Source organism: Parendozoicomonas haliclonae (assembly GCF_900174585.1).
GTDB classification, from domain to species: Bacteria; Pseudomonadota; Gammaproteobacteria; order Pseudomonadales; family Endozoicomonadaceae; genus Sansalvadorimonas; species Sansalvadorimonas haliclonae.
Genome location: NZ_FWPT01000005.1, coordinates 150,275 through 174,055 on the forward strand (window position 1 = coordinate 150,275; position 23,781 = coordinate 174,055).

The 23,781-nt window shown below is 50.1% G+C and carries 21 protein-coding genes; 4 read left to right on the forward strand and 17 right to left on the reverse strand.

Features of this window, described 5'->3' with window-relative positions; translation table 11 throughout:
- Positions 1-13 precede the first annotated feature (13 nt).
- The gene (locus EHSB41UT_RS12000) at positions 14-3,859 is read left to right on the forward strand and encodes a ubiquitin carboxyl-terminal hydrolase (protein WP_087110115.1); all 3,846 of its coding nucleotides are present in this window, start codon (positions 14-16) and stop codon (positions 3,857-3,859) included.
- A gap of 8 nt (positions 3,860-3,867) precedes the next feature.
- Here EHSB41UT_RS12000 and EHSB41UT_RS12005 read toward each other — a convergent pair whose 3' ends face one another.
- From EHSB41UT_RS12005 to EHSB41UT_RS12015, 3 genes are read right to left on the reverse strand one after another with little or no spacing between them, the layout of a single operon-like run.
- Positions 3,868-5,310 (reverse strand): MFS transporter, encoded by a 1,443-nt coding sequence (locus EHSB41UT_RS12005; RefSeq protein ID WP_087110117.1) that lies wholly within the window; start codon positions 5,308-5,310, stop codon positions 3,868-3,870.
- Positions 5,311-5,342: 32 nt separating this feature from the next.
- Entirely contained in the window at positions 5,343-7,577 is a 2,235-nt protein-coding gene (locus EHSB41UT_RS12010) for a beta-N-acetylhexosaminidase (protein ID WP_087110119.1), read from the reverse strand.
- 3 nt (positions 7,578-7,580) lie between these two features.
- Positions 7,581-8,942, reverse strand: coding sequence for a GH1 family beta-glucosidase (locus tag EHSB41UT_RS12015; RefSeq protein WP_087110121.1), 1,362 nt, complete (start codon positions 8,940-8,942; stop codon positions 7,581-7,583).
- Between the two features lie 332 nt (positions 8,943-9,274).
- Here EHSB41UT_RS12015 and EHSB41UT_RS12020 point away from each other — a divergent pair, with 332 nt between their 5' ends.
- Positions 9,275-11,641: an alpha-galactosidase gene (locus tag EHSB41UT_RS12020; RefSeq protein ID WP_087110122.1), complete on the forward strand. Its 2,367-nt coding sequence runs from the start codon at positions 9,275-9,277 to the stop codon at positions 11,639-11,641.
- A gap of 48 nt (positions 11,642-11,689) precedes the next feature.
- Here the strand turns inward: EHSB41UT_RS12020 and EHSB41UT_RS12025 are convergent, their stop codons facing one another.
- Entirely contained in the window at positions 11,690-12,346 is a 657-nt protein-coding gene (locus EHSB41UT_RS12025) for a TetR/AcrR family transcriptional regulator (protein WP_087110124.1), read from the reverse strand.
- 103 nt (positions 12,347-12,449) lie between these two features.
- On the opposite strand from EHSB41UT_RS12025, the gene EHSB41UT_RS12030 reads away from it, so the two are divergent.
- The gene (locus EHSB41UT_RS12030) at positions 12,450-13,592 is read left to right on the forward strand and encodes a glycoside hydrolase 5 family protein (protein WP_087110126.1); all 1,143 of its coding nucleotides are present in this window, start codon (positions 12,450-12,452) and stop codon (positions 13,590-13,592) included.
- Positions 13,593-13,637: 45 nt separating this feature from the next.
- On the opposite strand, the gene fabB is transcribed toward EHSB41UT_RS12030, so the two are convergent.
- On the reverse strand, positions 13,638-14,852 hold the full coding sequence (fabB, locus tag EHSB41UT_RS12035) for a beta-ketoacyl-ACP synthase I (protein ID WP_087110128.1): 1,215 nt from the start codon (positions 14,850-14,852) through the stop codon (positions 13,638-13,640).
- Between the two features lie 14 nt (positions 14,853-14,866).
- Positions 14,867-15,379 (reverse strand): 3-hydroxyacyl-[acyl-carrier-protein] dehydratase FabA, encoded by a 513-nt coding sequence (gene fabA, locus EHSB41UT_RS12040; protein WP_087110129.1) that lies wholly within the window; start codon positions 15,377-15,379, stop codon positions 14,867-14,869.
- 380 nt (positions 15,380-15,759) lie between these two features.
- Between fabA and EHSB41UT_RS12045 the strand changes: the two genes are divergently transcribed.
- The gene (locus tag EHSB41UT_RS12045; protein ID WP_133060488.1) at positions 15,760-16,788 is read left to right on the forward strand and encodes a site-specific integrase; all 1,029 of its coding nucleotides are present in this window, start codon (positions 15,760-15,762) and stop codon (positions 16,786-16,788) included.
- A gap of 96 nt (positions 16,789-16,884) precedes the next feature.
- Here EHSB41UT_RS12045 and EHSB41UT_RS24720 read toward each other — a convergent pair whose 3' ends face one another.
- From EHSB41UT_RS24720 to EHSB41UT_RS12095, 11 genes are all read right to left on the reverse strand, one after another.
- The gene (locus EHSB41UT_RS24720; protein ID WP_087110133.1) at positions 16,885-17,400 is read right to left on the reverse strand and encodes a GIY-YIG nuclease family protein; all 516 of its coding nucleotides are present in this window, start codon (positions 17,398-17,400) and stop codon (positions 16,885-16,887) included.
- Between the two features lie 98 nt (positions 17,401-17,498).
- Complete coding sequence (locus EHSB41UT_RS12055; RefSeq protein ID WP_133060489.1) at positions 17,499-18,182, reverse strand: hypothetical protein; 684 nt, start codon at positions 18,180-18,182, stop codon at positions 17,499-17,501.
- Between the two features lie 244 nt (positions 18,183-18,426).
- Positions 18,427-18,795, reverse strand: a complete 369-nt coding sequence (locus EHSB41UT_RS12060) for a hypothetical protein (RefSeq protein ID WP_087110136.1) — start codon at positions 18,793-18,795, stop codon at positions 18,427-18,429.
- 26 nt (positions 18,796-18,821) lie between these two features.
- The gene (locus EHSB41UT_RS12065; RefSeq protein ID WP_087110138.1) at positions 18,822-19,061 is read right to left on the reverse strand and encodes a hypothetical protein; all 240 of its coding nucleotides are present in this window, start codon (positions 19,059-19,061) and stop codon (positions 18,822-18,824) included.
- A gap of 83 nt (positions 19,062-19,144) precedes the next feature.
- Entirely contained in the window at positions 19,145-19,315 is a 171-nt protein-coding gene (locus tag EHSB41UT_RS24625; RefSeq protein WP_165767245.1) for a hypothetical protein, read from the reverse strand.
- A gap of 1 nt (position 19,316) precedes the next feature.
- A complete protein-coding gene (locus EHSB41UT_RS12070) occupies positions 19,317-19,967 on the reverse strand; it encodes a hypothetical protein (protein WP_087110140.1) in 651 nt (216 codons plus the stop codon).
- 41 nt (positions 19,968-20,008) lie between these two features.
- Complete coding sequence (locus tag EHSB41UT_RS12075; RefSeq protein WP_087110142.1) at positions 20,009-20,317, reverse strand: hypothetical protein; 309 nt, start codon at positions 20,315-20,317, stop codon at positions 20,009-20,011.
- 12 nt (positions 20,318-20,329) lie between these two features.
- On the reverse strand, positions 20,330-20,509 hold the full coding sequence (locus EHSB41UT_RS12080) for a hypothetical protein (RefSeq protein WP_087110144.1): 180 nt from the start codon (positions 20,507-20,509) through the stop codon (positions 20,330-20,332).
- 827 nt (positions 20,510-21,336) lie between these two features.
- Complete coding sequence (locus EHSB41UT_RS12085; protein WP_087110146.1) at positions 21,337-21,573, reverse strand: hypothetical protein; 237 nt, start codon at positions 21,571-21,573, stop codon at positions 21,337-21,339.
- Positions 21,574-21,641: 68 nt separating this feature from the next.
- A complete protein-coding gene (locus EHSB41UT_RS12090) occupies positions 21,642-22,436 on the reverse strand; it encodes a hypothetical protein (protein ID WP_242667299.1) in 795 nt (264 codons plus the stop codon).
- Between the two features lie 422 nt (positions 22,437-22,858).
- Positions 22,859-23,512, reverse strand: coding sequence for a hypothetical protein (locus EHSB41UT_RS12095; RefSeq protein WP_133060490.1), 654 nt, complete (start codon positions 23,510-23,512; stop codon positions 22,859-22,861).
- Positions 23,513-23,781: the final 269 nt, after the last annotated feature.

Below are 23,781 nucleotides of genomic sequence, written 5' to 3' on the forward strand. Positions count from 1 at the left end.
AAGGGATGTTGTTATGTTGATTGAACGTCAGTCGGTCATCAAGTTAATGGGGCCACAGGATCCTTACCATAATCCCGTACAGGCACGGTTTGGCAAGAAAAGAGCGACTCCTGTTCATCCAGAAGATGTGCAGGGGCTGCGACAACAGGTGAAAAACAGCGCACAGCAATCGGGTCTGAAACTCAAAAATATGCAGATAGAGGTTGTCCCCAATAGGCTGGAGACTCTGAGAGAGCATCCCATCGTCAAGATCGCTTATCTGGAAACCTTGATGCATGATCTGGCCCAGAATCAATATCTGGAGCCCAAACAGTTCCAGCAGGAACTGAAAAAGGCTGGACTGGGGGATGTGAGCCGTGGCGGGTTCAGTCCCCAGGATCAAAAAACAGTTTTACAGTATTTGCAGGATCAGGTCTTGCTGACCTGTTACGGAATTCTGGAAAACAGGTTGCAGGGGTATAGTAAGGAACTCGGTGCGAAAAATCTGACTGCGGTCGGTGAAATGCTGGCTGAGGCCATAACGCGGGCTAATGATGGGATCGACCAGCAGGGCAGTGATAGCGACAGTGACTCCGGCTTTAAAACCGCGGATGAAGATGTTCCGGTGCTTCCTCTGCATCCGGATCATAAGAAGCCATTGTCGTTTGCTGATAAAGATCTCATCGGTTTACTTGCACAATTGGCGAAGAACAACCCCGGCGCCCCAGAGATTGAAAGTGAAGGTTGTCACTACCTTGTCCGCTCCGGCATGGTGATCAAGGAGGATCTACTTCGGGCTCCTGTTGAGATTATGGGGCAGCTAAAGGATATCTGGGATCAGACGGTCAGCGAACACCAAAAAACTGTGAAGATACCCAAGGCCTTTGATCAACCCAAGCCAAAGCCGGTACCAGTCGTACAAACCGATGGTGTTGTTTCTGAGCCACAACCGCAGGCTGTCAATCACTCACTGAAGAAAGTCAAAGTACCTGCTGCAACCGGAGTTCAGAATATCCTGCAGCAACAATATGGGCAGTTTCTGTCTGATGGTGAGTTTGAGCAAATTCGCAAAGGCTTTGATGATCAGCAGTGGGGGGACAGTCGGCTGATCAAAGAGCTGGCCTGGTTTGTAGCCTGTAACCGTTATGGCGCCGGTCTGGATGCCAAACATTTTGCCACCCTGCATAAAAAACAGGCTATCTCTGATGCTGATCTTGCCCTGCTGGATGATCGAAGCAAGCGCACTGACAGTAATATAATGAAGGAAAAGGCGATCAAGCTGCGCCGCGAGGCCAATCCACCGCCGCAAAGTAGAAAGCGAGCAACCAGTGGTACATCGGCATCAAAGACGGCGCAGCCATCAGCAAAAGAACAGGCTATCGCCGAATTTTCTTCTGCGCCCGAAGCCAGCGTCTTGGTAAAGAAATTAAAAGCGCTGACTGAACCGGTGATAAAGAAGTTACGTGCGCTTTATAAGGCGATGAATAACACCCGAATCAATATTCCCGCAGATGATGTGGTCCGATTGGTGAATGGGCGCTTTGTTGATGAGGACTACCTGGAACTTGATCCCCGTAACGCCTTGCGTGAACTGCAAGCCATTATCCCGACTATTAAAGTCAGTGAGCATGAAGATTCTGGCAGTTCAACGCCAACGGAAGATAGTATTAGTCCGCTTAAAGTAGAGTCTGAGCCGCCGAAGCCCAAGCCGCGCAGCACTTCGCCCACTTCAGAGGTTAAGCGTTCAACGCCATCTCCATCACCAACCAAACCGGTGGTAGAGTCTACGGTTGTCCCTTCCGTTCCGCCGCCCAGTACGCTACCCACTCAACCGCCAAAACCGGTACCAAGACAGAATCCCTTTAAAACAGATTTGGAAGAGTTTATTCCCAAGGCAGAAGTTGATCTGTTTGTGCAGGGTCTGATTAATAAGGACAGTGGCACCAAGGATAATCTGAAAGCGCTCTATCAGGCAGTTAAGGCTCATCCGGGCATAATAACCATTCCCCAGTGTCTGGTTTTGTTGAATGCCGGTGTTGTCGATGCAGCCCGCCTGAAAGCAGTGCCGGAAACAACGTTGAAAGAGATGAAGGCGCTCTTGCCTGTCTTACAGGAGAGCGTCCAGACGGCCGTTAAGTTACCTTCGTCGCCTTCACCGAGAACGGAAACCTCTCCATCAAAGCTGAAAGCAGGCAAAGCTTCTGTCAGTGACAAGCCGTTGAATTCTCCCGTCAATACCGAGCAGGCCCGCCCGGTGATGACAACCAAGGTACCACTCTGGGTTAATCGTTATTACCAAGTGTTATCACAGCATCAGGATGAAACGGGGCAGCCTCTTGTGGGCTCACTGAGTGAGTGCCATGTACTGCTGCAAAGTCTGAAGCTTGATGGTGTAGAGCCTGAGCAGTTGGTTGCTCCGCTCAAGCAGTTTCGCAGGGTGCAGGCTCATCAGGCGTTGGGGGAAGTGGTTTTTCAAACCACAATGTTTGCCGCGCTTTTTGAGACTGGCAAGCTCGTGGAAGACCCTATTCATATAGACATACCCTTGAGTGGTTATGAGCTTGGTCAGATGGGGTACTCAGTTGAAGGTTATGTAAAAGAAAGTCGTAAAGAGCGAATCCGCAACCTTTTTACGGGCCTAACCCAACTGAGCAACTACCGGCCAGATATTACCGGTGATATGCGGGTCCGCAGTCATGGCCTGGAGCCGGTCAGGGCGGGTTTGTATAACTACACCAACACCTGTTTTATGAATAGTACGCTGCAGGTGCTTGCCGATGGTTGGCAGGCGAGTGGTGTACTGGACGAGCTGAGAGGCGGGATCCCTGCTGCTGTGCGTAATAGTCTTCCTCGGGAGGCGATTCCGGCTTATGAACAGTTTGCCCAGTCGTTTATTGCCTTGTGTGATGCTTTGAATGCACCACCGGGTACCAAAAGCACACTGATTGACGCCCAGGCTAATTTTTTCAAGGCCTACAAGCATTATGGTGATGTCACCGGTGACTACCGGATTATGAATATTCTGAATGCAGAGATTGGTGATGAGGTTGTCTATGGACGTATTGCCCAACAGGACCCTGAAGAGTTCTATACAACTCTGACCATGGCTCTTGGAGTCTATGAAAATCCGCGTGTCTCGGTAAGAACCCATGACCGTTTCAAGCTCTATCGCCAAAGTCCACAGCCGGAAGGACGTCCGCAATTGCTGGATGCGGTGAATCGACCTGATGAATACTTCAGCTCCCGTATTTCATTGCCATTGCAGGGGCGTACTCTACAGGAATGTATTGACGGCCTGAGTGCAGAAGAAGTGATGGATGATGATAATACCGTGGCCTGGGACGAGGGGCGTCTCCAGTATATCGGAGTAAAACAGGATGCCGGTACCTATACCAGTAAATCCCTGTCACTGTCAGCTGCTAATCCGCCAAAGCAGTTAACCCTTGGGTTAAAGCTGTACAGTAACCGGGATGTGGAAGGTCGTAAGATGGTGGTGGGTAAGACAAATGCCGGCAAGGATATTGTTCAATCCCGCTACCTGCGGGAAGAGGGTGTGGAGTTACTGAAAACCATGCCTCTGGGGAAACCCGTCTATCTCCCAATCCAGCCGCCCACCGATGGCACGGAATCTCTGGCACATCGCCAGATTCCTTATAAGGTACGTTCTGTCGTTTGTCACCGGGGCGCAGCCCTCACATCGGGACACTATATGTCTCTGATGTTTAAGGGCAATGACGTCTATGTCTGCGATGATGATGTGGTATTGAAGTGGCAGGATTATGCTACTCACCTTGGCCAGCCTGCCTATAAGTCCTGGGAGGATTTCTGTTCCCGGGAACGGCTGGCGGCCTATATGGTGACAGTTGACCGGCTGGATTGATTATTCCGTTAACTCACTTCCGGCTCCGAAGCCTGACTCGCTGGATAGAGGACGGCTTTAGTCTTTATATTTTGTGGCTGGGTGTAGGTTAAAACCTCTTTCTCGTTATAGGTACGGGACAGGAGGTAAGCGATAAAGCAGATCACCATGGCCACTACCGCCGTCAGTCGTATTCCCAGATCATTACCAACATCTTTCCCCAGTAACAGCAGGGACGTGAATATCAGCATTGAGAAGGTGCCGGCCAGCTTGGCTACAAACATATTGCCAGCGATATAAAAGCTGCTGTTGTCCTGTCCAGTGTGCGCTTTGGCATAGGCGGCAATATCCGCAGTAATGGCGCCTGGCAGAATGCCCATAATGGCTTGGGGCATAGGCGATACCAGAACAAGAATCACCACCAGCACAATACTGGGGATATTGAACAGTCCCATAATCGAGACAATAAACAGGCTTAAACCAAACATTAAAAAGCCCATACCTATCAGTGGTTTCTTCCCTTTCTTTTTGCCAAGTTTATTAACGATGGGATAGCAGGCTATGCTCAGCACTCCGGTAATGCTGGTGATCAGACCAATACTGGTTTCCGGCATTTGGGCAAGTACGGTCAGGAAATAGGTCATTCCGCTTTCAAACATAAATGTGGCCAGATAATAGAGCGCAATGATCTGCAGGAAGCGCATATATATCTGGTCATTGAGGATGATGCGTGCCGTTTCCATAAATTTTGGTTGTACGGTAGCCTCAGGTTCCACATCTTCATATTCTGATTCTTTCAACAAGAAGGTTGGAATCCATAGTGCCAGCACTCCAAGCAGTACTAACCCGGCAAAGACCAGCTGCATGGCCGTGACCTTATCCAGGTTAAAGGCTGGAATAAGCAGATCCCAGAACACACTGGAGAACGAGCCCAATACCAATCCGGCAAACCAGAAGGCGCCCATAATGGTATTCAGATCGAGCTTGTCATCAACATCCGGTGCAATTTTAATTTGCAGCGCATAGTAGGGCACCATGTACATGGTCAGACACAGTGCCTGCAGGCCTATGGCGCAGGTGATCCAGATAATATTCAGGGTGGAGATCTGTCCGGGGTTCGGAAGAAAGAATATGGCACAGGTGAATAGCATATTGCCCGGCGCCGCCAGACGCATCATCGGCAGATACTTGCCCTTGGGATTTCGACTGCGGTTGCAGACATTGGCAATCCAGCTGTCGGTCATGGCATCCACCAGACGATTGGCCGCCAGGATTGCGCCGATAACAGTGAGTCCCAGCCATAAAGAACCCTGGGGGATATGGTAAGGAATACCCATATCGGCAGGTGGAAAGAAGAAGTAGACCAGCCAGAACATCAGGATGCCGGAGCTAATACCATTGCCGAAGTTGCCGGCACTGTAATAAATCTTTTCTCGCAGGCTCAGTCTGCGATCACTATGGGGTGTTGTCATTGTAAAGTCCGGTTTTTGTTATAGTAATAATTTCAGGGACTCAATGTCATATCAGAATCATGTCGTCTTTTGTGTCTACTGAAAACTTGGCGTTTATTCATCACCGATATCTGTTGTTTACAGGCATTGAATAACTGGCGAATACCTGGCTGAATCGCGATGTTATGGCGATTCAGGGTGTCTGGTTTGAGAAAACCCAGGAGCAGGGAATACACCTCCTGATGCTGACCCAGCTCGAAGGTATCGTATTCACATTGATCAAGAAGGCGTTTAAATGGCTTAAGCACTGTTTCAGGCAGACATTCCTGCTGGTGACAGGCTAACAGCAATTGCAGTCCAGCCTCAGCAAGTTGTGACAGCTTCGCGGATAGCTGCACAATGTCATCACTTTGCCCGGTTAGTGTATTGGGTAAGGTGTCTGACAGAAGGTTATGGTTATCCCTCCATTGCTGTAGATCCTGCTGCAAAGATATAAAGAGTTCCTTCTCACCATTGAGGTAGCGTTCAATATTCCGCTTGAATAGATATCCAGTCCGACTCTCTGGAGGAAGCTGCTCCAGGAACAACCTGCCATCACTTTCATGAAAACTACGTGGAAATAGTCTGGGTAGAAGCAGAGAGGGAATTTTGTAACGCTGTCGGAGAAAGTGATAGCCCGCCGGCTCGATCACATCGGCCAATTTTTCCAATGGTGCGGAATTATTACCAGCCAGTTTGGATAAATCTTTATGCAGAGCCTGTCGGGAAAGCAGACCGCAGTTTTCCATCAGGTGATGGTTATGATCCATGCGTCGGTAAAGGTCGGCTATGGCCGTTCTCGATGTCAGGCTCGGGCCACTCCAGAACAGCTCAGCAATGGCCATGCCTTGAGGCCAGACCGTGCGCATTAGGGTTTCGGGTAGGGTGGATTCTGTCCAGACAGAGAGTTCGGCCCCCAGCAGATCTTTTGGTGAGACCTGCCGCTTATTTACTTCAAGTGCAAACGGACTTTGCCGGTAGTAACTCCAGGCCGGGCGCTTGAAATCAAGATAATAACGCCAGTTATTAATAATTGGATGTTTGGTCGTATCAACACGATAATGACCTTTCTCCCAGGGCTGAATGATGACCCCTTCGGGAAGACGGTCATTAATGGCTTCTTCCCACACGATGGGTGTTTTGCCATAACTCTGAACAATCTCGGCATACTGCCTGGTGAATTCAGCCTGCAGGTCACAGCCGGTTTTGAATCCCAACTCTTTCATATAGATGCGCGTTGAGGGATCTGTCAGCCAAGGCTGTTCAGGAACTTCATCCCCGCCAAGATGGTAATAACGGTCAGGGAACAGTGCGGTGATCTCTGCGGTCAGGTTTTCAATAAAGGTGTAGGTGTCCGCTTTGGTGATATCCAGTGGTGGGGAGAAGTCACCAAGAAAGTCATTCGGTGTTTTAGGCTGGAAATTTTTGAGGGAGAGTTCCGGGTAAGCCAGCTGGATAATGGCGCAATGTCCAGGAAGGTTAACCTCGGGCACTACCCGAATACCCCGATCAGCCGCGTAATCGACCAGGGTTCTGACCTGTTGCTGAGTATAATATTCCTGCCGTGTATCAACAGATTGCAGACGTGGATAGCGTTTGCTTTCTACCCGAAAACCCTGATCGTCTGTCAGGTGGAGATGCAGCACGTTCAGCTTTACCATCGCCATGGTATCCAGTAGCTGAAGTACCAGTTTATGGGGCATAAAGTGCCGACTGATATCGAGCAGCAGGCCACGCCATTTCAGCACTGGTTGGTCTTTTATGGTCACACAGGGTAAAACACAGTGATCGCCTTTCTGGACGATAAGTTGATTCAGTGATGTCAGCGCCCGGAGTGCGCCCCAGTCGGTTGTGGCCGTGATTTGGATACCTTGCTCATCAATGATCAGGTTGTAGCTTTCATCATCGTCCACTGATGGATAGAAGTCGGTATACTGCTCTACCTGTATGGAAAGATTGGAAGACTGTGAAGCATTCGTCTGTTGAAAATCATAAGCAGATTCAGTTCGAGAGCTTTTATCGAGAACGTCAGTAAATCGCTGAACCGCCTGCTCAAGGCGCTCTCGTCTATACGGACCATGGATGGTGTAGTGAGAGTTATATGGAAGGATAAACTCGCCTTCACTCTGTTCCATTGAGTTGGGCACAGGCAAGAGATTATGGTTGTGAGTTTCTCCCTTAATAAAACTTGCCGGGCTGCTGTGCCGGTCTTTGATAAGGAAATTATTAATCCGAGCGCGTAGTGACATAGGCTAAATCCGCAGCGGGCCTCGCTGACGAATCTGCTGGCCCAGCCAGTGTCCTGAATTCTTGATGGTGCGTTGTTGTGTCTGGTAGTCCACATGAACCAGGCCAAATCGGGTGCTGTAGCCCTTGGCCCACTCAAAATTATCAAGTAGTGACCAGGCAAAATAACCGCGCACATCCGATCCGTTATTCTTGTTTTTAATCACTTCGTTAATATGTTGCTGGAGATAGCTGATCCTGGGTTGATCGTTGACTACACCATCTTCTACGGTATCGAAATAAGCCGCACCGCTTTCGGTGATATAGACCGTTGGGTTGCCATACTCCTCACGCACCATAGTCAGCAGTTCATTCATGCCTTCCGGATAGATTTCCCAGTCCATGGCCGTATAACGGTACGGGTCTTTATCCGGTGTCCGGCTGACAAAGGTGCCATTCAGAAACGGCACCAGTCGGTTGCCTTTAACAAATTCCCGGCTGTAATAATTCAGGCCAACAAAGTCATTGGGGGTACTGATAACCTCAAGGTCGCCAGCTTGGATTGGCGGACTGCACCAGAAAAATTTCTCCATAAAAGACTGCGGATAGCTGCCCTTGAGAACCGGATCAAAAACAATGCGATTCATAAAATCATTGGCAGTGTCTTTGGCTTGAAGGTCGATAGCGCGGCTACCGTGGGTATGCATCGGGGTATAACTGAGGGTTGGCCCCACCCGTGCTGTAGAGTGCTCGGCTTTGATGGCACGGTTCGCCAGCCCATGACCGAGCAGAATATGGTGGAGTGCCTTAAAAAACGCCCAGGGACTTCTTTTGCCGGGAGCGTGATTGCCAAACAAATGTCCGAAGGTGGCATGCTCCCAGGGCTCGTTGACGGTAATCCAGTTGTTGACTCGATCGCCAAAGTGGCGAGCGGCCAGTGCCGCATAGTTGGCAAAGTGCTCGCAGGTCTCCCGGCCAATAAATCCTTTGTGTTTCTTATACAGAGCTTCTGGTGTGTCCCAATGAAACAGGGTAACGAATGGGGTAATACCCGCTTCAAGCAGGCTATCAATCAGCCGATCGTAAAAAGCCAGACCTTTCCTGTTCATGGTTCCATAGCCCTCAGGAAGGATACGTGACCAGGAGAGTGAGAAGCGATAGGCATCCAGATTCATCTGTTGCATTAAGGCAACATCTCCCTGGTAGCGGTGATAATGGTCACAGGCAATATTGGCCGTATCACCATGATCAATCTTTCCCGGCTTATGGCTAAAGGTATCCCAGATGCTCGCACCTCGACCGTCTAGATGTACGGCACCTTCAATCTGAAAGGCTGCGGTCGCAGCTCCCATCAGGAAGTCATCCGGTATTGTTATTGTTGTATCCATTTTGGAGGTGATGACTAAATGTGAATTTTATTCTGATAATAATCTGAATGTTATTCATAAAAGTCAATACAGGTTGTTGTGAATTGTGTTGTAGGTATATGAGGCCGAATTTGCGTAATTTATGGCGTTTTGTGCTCGTAATTAATTTCTTGGCTAATGATTCTGGTAGTGGTTTGGGCGGTAAAGTTGTCCGTCTGCGGTAAGGCGACAGTGTCACTATAAAAATACGATGTGAATAAAATTCATGTTTGATAGAATGCCCACAGAATAACAGAATGGGTAAAAGCTCTTACCCAATAAATAGCAGTCCCCGAGACTGGTGAGCGGCACCAATGATAATAGTGAATGAGCATGCCAGGGAGTTTCATCTGCAGACGCAGAACTCCAGTTACATCATGAAGGTCAGTCCCTCCGGGCATCTGCTGCAGGTGTACTATGGCCGACGTCTAAGGCACCAAAGCGATTTCTCGGCCCTTCATCAGCAATTTGTTTCACCTATCAGTGGTACACCCTGTTACAGCAAGGCACATCCCAACTTTGCTCTGGAGACAGCCTGCGTTGAACTTGGAACCAGTGGTAAAGGAGACTTTCGGGAACCGGCCCTGCACATCGAGCATGGGGATGGCAGTCGGGTGACCGATCTGGTTTATAAGGGTTATGAGCTGCATGATCATAAGGTTCCATTGCCTGATTTGCCTCATGCCATTGATCCGAATGGAGAAGCTCAGACTCTCGCCATAACACTGCACGACACAGTGAAGGCTGTGCAGGTGGTGCTCTATTACAGTGTCTTTCCTTACGTGGATGCCATTACCCGTAGTCAGGAGGTGACGAATCAAGGTGAGGAGAGCATCACCCTTGAGAGAGCTTTGAGTTTTACCCTGGACTTTACTCACCAAAACTTTGAGCTGTTAAGCCTGGAAGGAAAGTGGGCCAACGAAACCCAGCTAAATCGCCGATCGCTCAGTAAAGGCGTCACCAGCATAGACTCCAAGCGCGGGGTCAGCAGTTCCAACCACAATCCTTTCCTGACTCTGGTTGAGCCGAGTGCGAATGAAAATAATGGACGCTGTTATGGCTTTGCCCTGATCTACAGCGGAAATCATCAGGCTATGGCGGAAGTGTCACCTCACGGTTTGACCCGGGTGCAGTTAGGAATAAACAGTTTCGACTTTCGTTGGCCGCTGGCTCCCGGAGAAGGTTTTTCAACACCGGAAGCGGTGATGACTTTTAGTGATAAGGGTCTGAACCGGATGAGCCAGAATTTTCATGGCTTTATTAATCGCCATATTATCAGCCCCCGTTGGCAAAACCGGCTGAAACCGGTTCAGGTCAATAACTGGGAGGCGACCTATTTTGATTTCAATGAAAGCAAACTGTTAAGGCTGGCGAAAAAGGCCAAAAAGCTGGGTGTTGAATTGTTTGTGCTCGACGATGGCTGGTTTGGCAAGCGTGACTCAGACAGCTCCAGCCTGGGAGATTACTTCGACCATAAGACCAAGCTGCCCAATGGTGTTACCGGTATCGCTGAAAAGATCCGTGATCTGGGCCTGGAGTTCGGTATCTGGGTTGAGCCGGAAATGATCTCGGAAGACAGTGAGCTGTATCGCAAGCATCCCGAATGGGCGATGACCTGTCCGGATCGTGAGCCATCTTTGGGACGGAATCAGTTGGTTCTGGATATGGCCAATCCTGAAGTGGTCGGCTATCTGTTTGCCCAGTTATGTGATGTCTTCCGTCGTACGAAAACCTCGTTCGTAAAGTGGGATCATAACCGTAACTTCAGTGACGTATATTCCCGCCATCTTAGTAAAGACCAGCAACACGGCTACTACCATCGCTATATGCTGGGTACCTATGATCTGCTGTTCCGACTGCAGGCCGAGTTTCCGGATATTTTGTTTGAGTCCTGCTCCAGTGGTGGCAACCGCTTTGATATGGGCATGCTGTTTTTTATGCCCCAGACCTGGACCAGCGACAATACCGACGCCGTAGAACGTATGAGCATTCAGTACGGAACCTCTCTGGTCTTCCCGCTGAATACCATGGGGGCTCATGTCAGTGGTCGTCCTTCCCATCAGGTGTTACGTATCACGCCGATAGAAACCCGTTTTAATGTTGCTGCCTTTGGGGCGCTAGGCTATCAGCTTGATCTTACCAGGCTGACCCATTTTGAAGAGCGGGCTATTAAGGAACAGATTGCCTGGTATAAACAGCACCGTCAGTTATTACAGTATGGTCGTTTTTATCGGCTGGAATCCCCATTTGAATCGAATCATGCCCAGTGGATGGTGGTGAGCGAAACTGGTGAAGAAGCGCTGGTGGGCTATTACCAGAAGTTGCAGGAGAGCAACCGTGGATATGAGCGATTATATCCACAGGGGCTTAATGTCGAACAGGATTACACCATTGAAACGCGCAAGCAGTATATGAATATCCGCCAGTTCGGTGAGCTGGTGAATGGCGAGATACCAATGATCAATCTCAAGGATCGCGGTGTGTTTCACGGTATTGTCGCCAATCGTTATCTGCAGGAAGTGGATGCGGAAATTTACCAGCTCAATGGTGATGCGCTCTGTTATGGCGGGCTGCCGCTGAAGCCGCAGTTTAATGCCACAGAGTGGACGGAGCATTTTCGTTTTATCGGGGACTTTGGCTCACGGATCTACCATATCCGGGCCAAAGACAATGACGCTTAATACAGGTTCGAGGCGGAAGCGGACGGGCCGCTTCCGTGAATACAGGACTTAGCTGTTCCAGATATCTTTGTAGACCAGTGACAGGCGGAAACTGCGAATCAGCGTTTTAAAAGCGTTAATCAGTTTCATTGCTTCGTCTTCTTCGGACTGTGCGCAAAGGCGAATCGTGGAGCCAACAAGATGAGCCAGCAGCATGGCATAGCTTTTCAGGTCGTCGAGGTCTTCAGCATCCACGAAAGGCGACAGGGCCTCAACAATAATGGCTGCAGACTCTCGGCTACTTTGGACTTCCATATCGTTTTTGGTTTTATCCGTCGCCATGCTGTACCAGATATCGGTGATAACCGGTTCAGACTTGTACCACTCGTAGTAGTCGATCAGGAGATCTTCGAGTACCTGAAAACCCTGTTCGAGGCTGTTAATGCCTTCCAGGCGGCTGGAGAGCAGCTCATTGGTGGCATCAATGTAACTTTTGTCGAGCGCATGGATGATGGCGCGTTTGTTGGGGAAGTACTGATAAATAGAACTGGGAGTGACTCCGGCCCGTTCGGCCAGCTCGTGAATCTTCAGTCGGGCAGAGCCTTTTTCCAGTATCAGCTCCCGGGTGGAACTGAGAATGGCATCCACCCGTGACCGGCTGCGCTCCTGGGAGGGCGTGCGTCTGACCTGATTGGTTTTTTGGGGTGTAAGAGTGGTGTCGCTCATGGTCAGTCAGATCGGTATTGGAATTTAGCGTCAATGTAACACAAATTTTGATTAGGAATGTTGTAAAAGGAAGGGCAGGGTTGGCCCTGGGGAGAAGTATCCTATGTTAGAAAAGTGGTCAGCAGCCAAGGCTCATGTCTGGTATGAGCAATTGCCATGGTTGTGCGGCTATAACTATCTGCCAAGGACGGCCGTCAACTGGACCGAGATGTGGCAGGCTGACACCTTTGATCCGGTTGTTATCGATCAGGAGCTCAGTTGGGCTCGTCAATATGGCTATAACACGCTGCGCACCAATCTTCAGTATCTGGTCTGGAGGCACGACCGTGACGGTCTGTTTAACCGGTTGAACCAGTTTCTTGATCTGGCTCGCAAACACGGTCAGTACGTGATGCTGTGTCCTTTGGATGATTGTGCCTTTTCCGGGGATGAGCCTTATCTCGGGCCACAGAAACAACCAGTTCCAGGCATGCACAACAGCCAGGCGGCCGGGAGTCCGGGGCGTAAGCTTGTCCGTGATAAGGGGCAGTGGCCGTTTATTGAAGCCTATATTCGTGACTTGATGAAATCCTTCGGTCAGGATGATCGGATCCTGATCTGGGATCTATACAATGAGCCCGGCAATCCCACCGTTTTTAACAAGATCTATAGCCCATTGACGTCTTTTCATTGGGGGTTCTCCCGCAAAAGCTTTGAGTTGTTGCAGGCGGTATTTGGCTGGGCACGTTCCGAAAACCCCACCCAGCCATTAACGGCGGGAGCCTGGGGTGCCGGCACCACGGTAGAAGGTGGTGAGGGTTCTTTTTTATCCAGAGTCTTGGGGCATTTTAACAAAGGGGGCATGGAATACTTCGGTAATCGGTTTGACCGCTTTTGTCTGGAGCATTCCGACATTATCAGTTTCCATGGTTACGTGAATGCCTCAGCCATGGCTTCGATCATTGGTTATCTGCAGAAAACCTATCGACGACCTTTGCTGGTAACGGAGTGGCTGGCACGCCATCTTGACAGCACCTATGAACAACTGCCGTTGTTTAAAAGCAAAGGTGTAGGTTGTTATCAGTGGGGATTGGTTAATGGGCGCACCCAGACTCATCTGCCATGGATCGATCTGATGAAATTCAGTCGGGCGGATAAAAGTCTGTGGTTCCATGATGTGCTGAAAGCCGATGGAACTGCTTACGATCCTGAAGAGATGGCGTGTTTAAGAACGCTGGTTGATGAAGGTTTGGAGAGAGTCGGGTGAGGGGATACCACTGCCACTTAGGATAAGTGGCAGTGGTTAAGCGGCTTAACCGTTGTAACGATCAAATACCAGACAGGCGTTGGTTCCACCGAAGCCGAAGCTGTTGGACATAACCCGGTTCAGAGTCATTTCCTTCGCTTCGCCAACTACGATTGGCAGGCCTTCAGCTTTTTCATCCAGCTGATCAATGTTGGCGGAAGCCACAACAAAGTTGTTTTCCATCATCAGCAGACAGTAGATCGCTTCGTGAACACCCGCCGCACCCAGAGAGTGACCACTCAGGGATTTGGTGGAGCTGATCAGAGGGCAGTCACTGCCAAAGGTTTCACGGATCGCGCCCAGCTCGGCAACGTCACCCACCGGGGTGCTGGTGCCGTGGGTGTTGACGTAGTCAATCGGACCCAGGCCTTCCATCGCCTGCTGCATGCAGCGGATCGCACCTTCACCGGAAGGGGCAACCATATCGTAGCCATCGGAAGTGGCACCGTAACCGGTCACTTCGGCATAGATCTTGGCGCCACGGGCTTTGGCGTGTTCCAGTTCTTCCAGAACCAGCATGCCACCACCACCGGCGATCACGAAACCGTCACGGGCGGCGTCGTACGCACGGGAGGCTTTTTCCGGAGTTTCGTTGTACTTGCTGGACAGTGCGCCCATGGCATCGAACATGGCGGTCTGAGACCAATGCTCTTCTTCACCGCCACCGGCAAAGACGATGTCCTGCTTGCCCATCTGAATCTGCTCAACGGCGTTACCAATACAGTGAGCACTGGTGGCGCAGGCAGAGGTGATGGAGTAGTTCACGCCTTTGATCTTGAATGGCGTGGCCAGACAGGCGGATACGGTGTTACCCATGGTTCGGGTGACACGGTAAGGGCCAATACGCTTGACGCCTTTCTCCCGCAGGATGTCGGTGCTTTCTACAATGTTCCAGGTAGAAGCGCCGCCGGACGCTGCGATCAGACCGGTACGCGGGTTGGAAACCTGCTCTTCGGTCAGACCGGAATCAGCAATGGCCTGCTTCATGGCAATGAAGGCATAAGCCGCAGCATCGCCCATAAAGCGGATAACTTTACGATCGATGTGGTCTTCAAAGTTGATATCAACGGAGCCGGATACCTGGCTGCGGAAGCCCTGCTCCTTGTAGGATTCGTTGAAGCGGATACCGGAACGGCCTTCCCGCAGGGAAGCCAGTACCGACTCGGCATCGTTACCAAGGCAGGAAGTAATGCCCAGGCCGGTGACAACAACGCGTCTCATAGTATTAACCTGTCTTAAAAGTTGTCTGTGCGGGTGAACAGACCTACACGGAGGTCCTTCGCGGTGTAGATTTCACGTCCATCCACGGACACGGAACCATCGGCTATGCCCATCACCAGCTTGCGGGAGATAACCCGCTTCACATTCAGGTGGTAGGTAACCTTCTTGCTGGTCGGCAGAATCTGGCCGGTGAACTTTACTTCACCAGAGCCCAGTGCCCGGCCACGGCCAGGGTTGCCCAGCCAGCCCAGATGAAAGCCAACCAGCTGCCACATGGCATCCAGACCCAGACAGCCCGGCATCACCGGATCGCCCTGGAAGTGGCAGTCAAAGAACCAGAGGTCGGGAGTGATATCCAGCTCGGCGATAATTTCGCCTTTGCCGTATTCACCACCTTCGGCACTGATATGGGTGATACGATCCATCATCAGCATGTTGGGCAGGGGGAGCTGGGCATTGCCAGGTCCAAACATTTCGCCTCTGCCGCAAGCCAGCAGCTCATCGCGATCGTAGCTGTGTTTATTCATCTCTCTTTCCGGTCAGGCGGATAAAGTATCTGCAGTATCAAGACCAAAACGGTATCTGCAGACACCTGTGACATTCTCAGACGGCAGTGACTATATCACTGGAGGCCGGTGGGTTTAATGACAATCCGTTATTGTTAACAAAAAATTTCGGTATGTCATCAACTCGTTACAAGACAAGGGCTTCAGCCAGAAGAAGGCGAGCTGCTACCCGCAATGCTACAGGTTTTGCTACACACTGTGTTACCCGCAATGGTTTGTGGTATTGGCGCAGACGGCATAGTAATACCTCTATATGGCTGGCGTTACACACTGATTCTCACTGCCACGCACAGAGGATAGCCTTCCTGCTCGATTTGGCTTACGAGCGGGAGATAAGGCGATTGGCACTCTTTGATGAATTGCGGGAGAGGCTTGCAGCGATACGTGATGCGGCGGCAACAAATGCTGAGCTGACTCTAGCTGATCTGTTGATCAAGGAGAGCTACGAGGCTGAGGAGGCATTCGAGCCGATAGACAGCGTTGAATACGCCAAGATGGCTGTTGATTACGAAAGAAAGGCACTGTCACATTTTTCTGTCAGGGTTGAGCCTTCGCCCCAGCAGGTTGCTCTTGCACCTCTCGTAGAACAGTACATTGATGAAAAGAGCAAGGAGTGGAAACAAGCGACCACAGCTACGAGTCATTTCCGTCAGGTATGGAACATGACGGGGATGTTGTCTGTCAGTGACATCAATAAAGACAATGTACGAGCCTTTAAGAAGGTAATACGTGAGCGGTATAACGGGCAGACACCTCAGGGGCACTTCCTGAAGGCTCAGGGTTTCGTTTCATGGCTAATGTCTTCCACTGATGTCATCGCCACAAACCCGTTCAAAGAGGTGGGAGGATTCAAGAACCTGAAGCGGGTCAATGAAAAAGGTGTAGTCAACGCTGAGATTTACGCTGACATTCTCGCTAATGTTCGCCCTATGTTTGTTCCGATGGTTAGCTTCCTGTACTGGACTGGCTGCAACATCAAGGAAGCCATAGGTATTCAGCAAGAACACTGGTTTGAAGAGAAAGGCATCAAGGCGGTCGTCATTACCGATGTTAAGAATGAGTACCGGAAGAGGGCGGTGCCACTGCACAGAGAAGTACTGCACTTGTGGGGCACTAACCTGATGTGGCCTACCAAAAGCAACTCAGTGAACTCCTTAACAGTATCGCTCAACAGAGAGCTGGAGCCTTGGGGTGTTACCTCTCACTCTTTCAGACACTGTATGACTAACCGCTTACGAGCCTTGGAGATACCTGATGCCTTGCGTTATCACATTGTCGGTCACTCCCCCAAGGGGACTTCTGATCGTGTGTACGGCTCAGGGTGGCCTCTGAGTAAGGTGCATGAGGTTATTGAAAGGCTGGAGCCGTGAAGGTGTAGGTAAAAACAGGCAGCTCACCGCATCCCAAGAGGGTACGTTAAGCTGCCTGTTAATGTGTGGTTATTGATTGGTGTTTTTGAAAACGTCTCATCTCAGAGCGTGGTGGGTGTTCAGACACAGACCGCTTTTTGCCACCTTCTCGCAGCCTATGAGCAATGCCTCAATGCTGTCTGCTGCTGCCTTAGATGTACACCGACACAGTTCCTCAATCTTCCAGAGGCTGGCAGCTTCCTCTCTCGTAGTCTTCCTTAGTGCATTATGCAGGAGGCTCTCGTGGTCTCTGGTGAAAGCATCCTTCAAGTGTTCTGAACGTCTGACGCTTAGTCTGCGTATAGATTGCCCTATGTAGCTCTCCAAGGTGTCAGGGTTGTACATACGGTAGACACGGATATAACGAGGTTCATCGCTTGAGCATCCATATCTCTTGCGGTGGGCTGTCTCCTTGCCTTCAGCGGTCTTGGAGTATTGCTTGTTGGCTAGTTTGATGCAGGCCTTACAGTGCCACTGTAGGCCATCCTTAGCACTGCTGGACTTGTGGAAATCGGCAACGGGCTTCTCAGAGCCACATTTAGTGCAGGCCTTGGTTCTCTTGGTGGTATTCATTGATTTTCTTCTTCTGGATTTTTACGCAGTCTTCGCTTTTGTCTTTGGGCGAACGCTGATCTTTGTTGTTGGGTTCTTTGGTGGGCGGCGGTACTGGGTTATGTGACTTCCAGTTCCATGTATTTACGGTGGGCTTCCTCATTAAATGGCTCGATGTGGCCATCAGGGAAGACCATGATTGGTTTGTAAAAGGTATCTCGTGAGAGGTAGGGTTTAGCTTCCCTGAAGCGTTGGGTCTGCTTCGCCTTCCTATGGGTGTTCATCAGGGGGACACGCCAGAGCTGTTGTTCCTTGCTCCTTTCCAGTCTTTCCACTGCCTTCTGGGTCTCTTTATCTAGCTCATCCTGCAAGCGGTGAACAATGGGCTTGATCTGGTCAGAGAACCATTTGCCTACGGCCTGCATGCCTCGAGCAGAAACACAGCGTCTCTTCTGGTAGATAGAGCGACCTACGAAAGGGAAGGAGCGTTGCCAGTTAATCTCACTTGCAAGACAGCGGTCATAAACATCAGGCACTCGGTGGTTGTGATGGAGGATGCGAGGGTTCGCTTCCCAGACCGCACACGTAGCGAAGACGAAGCGTATGACCTCATGGCTGTCGAAGTTCTTTGCAAGGCAGTGGAGGAGGTAGTCACGCTTATGCTCAGGCTTCTTCAGCATGTCCTTGTTCACGTAGGAGTAATCCCTGAAGACCTGAGACTCCAGCTTCCTGATAACTGCAGCGAACATCTTGAAGGCTTTTAATGTGTGATGGGTCTCATCCAAATCCTGCCCAGTAGACATAATTCTGTCGAAGAGGTAGGTGGCAGCTCGATGTCTGCACTTCCATAGGCCATGCTGAGGGTGCTTGTTCTTGATAGTACTGTATGGTCTCCAGTGCAGAGGCCTTCGAGGCATACCCCAAGTCTGAACCTTATTGTCATGCTTGGCGCAGTAACGAGACTTCTCGTTCTTGGTGGGCACTCCTCGGTGACCTTCAGCCTCACACTGAGGGCAGGTTGAGGTGATGGGCGTAGGGTTGTGACTCTTAAGCCCCATCTTTCAGAGGCTCTAATGTCTTGGCTGTATCAATCCCATGGCAGTAGACATCCTTCAACTCTCGGCTACTCATGAAGCGAATGCAGGGAGAACCTTTCTGGTACTTATCTGCGACAGGTGTGCCGTGTCTGGCAGGTCTGGGTACGCTTGGAAGAGAAGTGATATTGACCACTGTGAAGAAGTCACATCCTTCAGGCAGCTTATAGATACCGTGCTTGGCATGATATATCCTGCCTTCTGTCTCAAGGGTAAACTGAGTACCTGTGGTATCGAAGAAGCATGAGCCAGCAGGGGCTTTGACGGTGCAGCCTGCGTAAATAGGGAGCGGTGGCTGCTGGAAGGTAGGTTGTGTGTTCATCGTATTTGGATTCCTGGTACTTGCTTTCAGAAGCCTGACTTGTTGATTGCGTAGCGTATGTGATGCTCACGTTGACGTGTGCCGTGATCAGCGTACATGCGAGACACATCGGTCTTGTCCAGCTTCATATGTGCCATCATTTTGATGGCCTCCTTGATGACCACATGTTCAGAGCGACCTGTGTGCTCAATCAGGGCTTGCAGCATCTCGGTCTCAAGCATGTTCAGCTTGGTTCGGGTCGTAATGGGCGGGATAAAGGTGTCCATAATCGTCTTGTTCTTATCTGTGATAGGTTTAAGACCCCAGAGTGTGGCTCTGAGGTCTGGATGGGATTAGGAAAGGGCGAGGGTTAGCGTCCGTTGGTGAGACCTGCAGCTTTTGCCTCTGCTGGACTCATGATTCCTCGACGCTTCTTTTGTTGTTCCTGCAGGAATTTGGTCAGCTCTTCTGATGCCTTATTCAGCTCATCAATTTCCTTCTGAGCTGCAGCCATACGTTCTGGTGAATAGATGTCAGCCATATCAGTAGACGCTCTGCAGGTTCTGGTTTTCCATGGCTGTCTTGATCTTGGCTTGTACTGTCTCAAGCTGAGCCTCAGCGATCTCTCGCTCTACGTCAGAGGTTGAGTTCTTCAGAAGAAGTTCATAGGCCTGCTCAGAGATATGCAGCGTTTGCAGCTCGTTAATCTTTTGGGAGACCAGTCGCTTAGCTGCATCAGCAGTACGCTTTGTCATCTCGGCCTTGGAGATGTTGATAGACAGGAAACCTTTCGCCTTCTTGTATTCTCGGATGGCCTCGAGCTGGGACTTGATGAAGCCAGACCATGCAGTCATCGCTTCAGCGAGAACCTCAAGCTCTTCGTCCTGTTCTGCTTCAAGCATCTGGGATACTTGGCTGCGAATGGGGTCAGATACGGTGATTGTCCTGAGGCCATGCAGCGTGTGTTGCTGATAGGTGAAATCCAAGTCTTTACGGTAGGCATCGCTGTTAATTACAGCGTCAGCTAGACCCATGGCCTTAGTCAGAAGGATGGGTTTCTTCGTTTCTTTGGGGAGCTTGGTGACACCTGAGTAGAGGTCGAGGATTGCTTCAGCTTGTTCGTTGGTCAGTTCGTCAAGGATACCTTTCTCAGCGTCGATTGCCTTGAAGGTGTTCTGTTTCTTGCTTGCCATTTGTGGTTCTTCTTATGGGATAGGTAAGTAGTGGTTGTTGTTTAAATCAGCTTCACACTGCCTGAGGCGATGTGCATCTCGAAGGCCTGCTTGGCTTGGTGAATCTCTTGGTTAGACATGCCGTAGTTGGAGAACTCGTAGTCCATTCCTCCAGCCATGATGGCGTTGGCCTGCTGTCGGGACATCATGCCCCCAGAACTGTACTGAGAGATAATAGGGTGTACCCCCATAGAAGGGGCGCTTCGCCATACAGTACTGCCAGCATCCACTTCTGATTCAATGTCATGGGCGATGTAATCTTCATATTCGGTTTGCTCACCATCAAAGGTGATAGAGCTGTAATCTGCCATTGTGTGTGGTCTTTACTCTTGGAGTTGTTCTTGGGTTGTCTTCAGGTTCAAGGCTTTCGCCTCTTTCAGGATTAACTCTGAGACCACTGCTCCCATTGAGAGACGGTGGCTGGTCATGAGCTTTTGAGCTTGGAGCTGGTTCAGCAAATGCCGTGCTTCGTTGGTCAGCTCCATGGTTGTGATGCAGGACATTGAAGGTTCCTGTTGGTGTTATGGGTTTTAATATCAAAAGAAATCGGCTGATGACGCTCAGCCAAGCGGTATGTGTAGGCCACATACAAGCCGCACAAAGAAAAGCGATAGGGTTTACCAAGTCCTATCTGTAGTTACCCTCAAACAGGCCAGAAGAAGAGGAGGGTGGGACAGCCTGAAGGTAACTACAGATAGAAATAGGGGAAGGGTGGAGGCCTCATCTGCAGATAAGACCTCCGTGTGCCACTGACACCCACATTTGGAAAATTTTTACAGGACAGCCTGAATGCCTTGAGCGGTCAGGGCTTCCATGAGGGAACGAGGGAGGTCGTACTTTCAATGATTACTGCTTTTTGAAAGACCACCACTGAAGTCCCATCACAGCCACACCCTAGCCATTACGTAATCAATGGCTGTGCGACACTGCTGGTCTTTCAGAAAGCGGTAGGGCTTGTATAAAGGCGTTGGGATCGCCTGTGTTGAATCTAAATAGGTACGCCAAAGGTAACCTTGACGTTTCCATAGAGGTTCGGTTTGCCAACGTGAACGATGGGGTTGCCGTAGCTCGTAAGGTTGTTGAGGAAGAGGCTGAGCTTGCTCGCCTTGACTATCTTCGATTGGGTCTTCATGTGTGCTGGTGCTTGCTTAATGTTGATTCAGGATAAGCCTTTTAGAGTCATGCTTAGGACGGGAATGACGAACCACACAATGGCGAGTGCAGCAACAAGAGAAGTCATGCCAGAAGAAGCCATCTTCACAGAGGGAGGCTATGTGTCTTCCTCTCTCTTTAACTCAGGAAAAAAGCTTTAGAAGCTGAAGACCTATTCTCAATCTCCCCAAGTGCCATGGCTTGGTCTGGCTCCTTCAGCATTACGCCACTTCTCGAATAACTCAGGGCGAGCCTTGAGGTACTCATCCAATGCAGCAGCCATTACATGAGAGCGGGAGATTTTCATCATGTCGCCCACACGCTGCTGCATGTCTTCCTGAATAACATTGAACTTCAGGACGTTCTTGGGGTTTACGAAGATGTTCTGTGAATTGCGGTATTTACGGGCGTGCATGTGAAGCCCTCCAGTGTGAAAGGTGATGAGGCTGAGACAGGAATCTGTCTTTGCTCGAGTCTGTATCTTTAAGGAAGGATAAATCGAGGCGTTGTATGTTTGACGAAAAAGAATGTGCGGGTGCCTTTGGTGAGCAGGAAGTCATCTTCGTCTTCTTGTTCTGTTTGTAACATTTGCGCAACTTGCGTGTTTGTTACAGCCTCCTCTTCTGTTTGGTAAATCTGCGCAACTTGCGTGTTTTTACCAGTCTCGTTAGTTTGAGGATTTTGCGCAACTTGCGTGTTTTCCTCAGCTTTCAGATGGGCATCCCAGAAGTTACAGGCGGTCTTCTGGTCGAGCTTCAAGAAATCCTTACAGACATCACGCTGAGACCTTCCACTCTCAATCTCTTTAATAATGTACTGCTTAGAGTCAGCCAGATGCTGGGCCATTCGTGGCTCTTTGCGAACGTCTTGAAGGCCGTAGGTGAAGGTACGCTGCGCACAGTAATCGTCGCCTAACAGCTTCTTCACGTCTTTAGGTGTTACGTCATAGACACGGAGTCCATCCCGTACAGCCTTATCAAGGATAATAAGGGCGGCACGTTTAACGGCGAGCTGCTTGTCTTCAGCCTTCAAGTTCAACGCCAGTGTATGCTCTGTGTTGACGGTGAGTGACATCTCTTGTGCGTCAAGTGCGTCACCTTCACCTACGACCTCAACCTCAATCTCGGTGTCGCCAATGGCACGGTAAGCACCTACACGGTGGAAGCCATCAATTAGGTAATAGAAGGCAGTAACGGAATGGGAAGCGTCAGTAGCCAGCATGACCTTAATGGGGTCAATTGTTTTACCTTCCTCACGCAGCTCTTGGATACGCTCCATGAGACGCTCCATGTGGGCACGTTCGGTACGTACGCGGTTCTGAGTGATGCCGGAATTGTCGATCTGGGAGAGGCGCGGCGGGTACCTTCGGTCTCAGGGGAGGAGGCGTCTTCCTCTTCTTGCCCCGTTTGTGCCTTCGGTACTTTTGGGGTGGCATCGCCTTCTTGCTCGGGGAAGAGGCAAACTTCAGGGTGTAACACTTGCACAGCGTGTGCATCTGTTACAGTTTTCTCTGGGAAGGACAGCCTCGACATCCGAAAATTGCGCCATTGGCGTGTTTTTCCCAGATGGACTGGGTGTGCATTTGCACAGGGCGTTGGTTTTCGCAATATGAAAGGTAAATAGAGACCAATGTGATAGGCCGAGCAGGAGGTTCTTCTTGTCTCTTTGCGGAGGCATGGGTTTGAAGGTAGCTCTTCGAGCTACTGCTCAGACCGTTCAGCTTGTTCTCGTCTCCGTGTCAAGGCTTCGGCAATGCTTCTGTCCCTTGTCTCCTGTTCATCTCGCTCCCTCTGAGATAACGGTAAGTCCAGTCCTAAAGCTCTCAGGACACTCTTTATCTCTGGGTAGGTCATATCTTTGTCATGGCTGTATGTTCTGTCCCCCATCTCGGTCAGTAATGCGGTGAGGTCGACTTTATTCAGCCCTGCAGCTTTCACAGTTGCGGTCAGAGAGCGTTTGAGCTTTTCCCTCCCTTGCCAGTCACCTGTTAGGTTGTAGTAGTTTCTGTCTACGATGTTCCATGCTCTGACAAGGAGCATTACTGCCTTGTCCCATTCTCCGTACTTGGCGTGGAGTTTAAAGAAGTCGATATGTCTGTGGTACTTCGTGCGTAGCTCGTTGTAACTTTCCTTTATCTGTGCTGCTTTTTGGAGGGCTTTCTCTTTGCCGTCTTCAAGTAAGGCTTGATGTTCTACTTCCTGTTCGGGGAGGAATAGCTTTCCGTGCGCTTTCAAAAGCATGCCGTTCCTTTCCAGCGTACTCACAGCACGAGACACAGAAGGAAGTAGCAGGGATAGTGATGTTGCCAGCTCTTGGGCGGTTGTAGCCTCTCCTGTACGGATGGCTTCAAGCATGGCTCTTTGGTTTTTACTTAGTCTCACTGGAGGGTCTCAACGGTATGGGCTTAGTGTTAAGAGGGAAAAGTGCAACTTGCGCTTCTTACGGTTAACGATAAGGATGTGATGTTAAGTAGCAGAAGTGCCATCAGCACTTTTTGTGGTTAACGATAGGGTATTTCTTCTGTTTTTTCCTGTTGGTGTTAAGTTTAGAAATCCCAGATTGGACTCTTTGTAGTTAACGCTAAGGTCGGTCTTGAGATGTTAAGTGTTGGGAAGTTCTATAA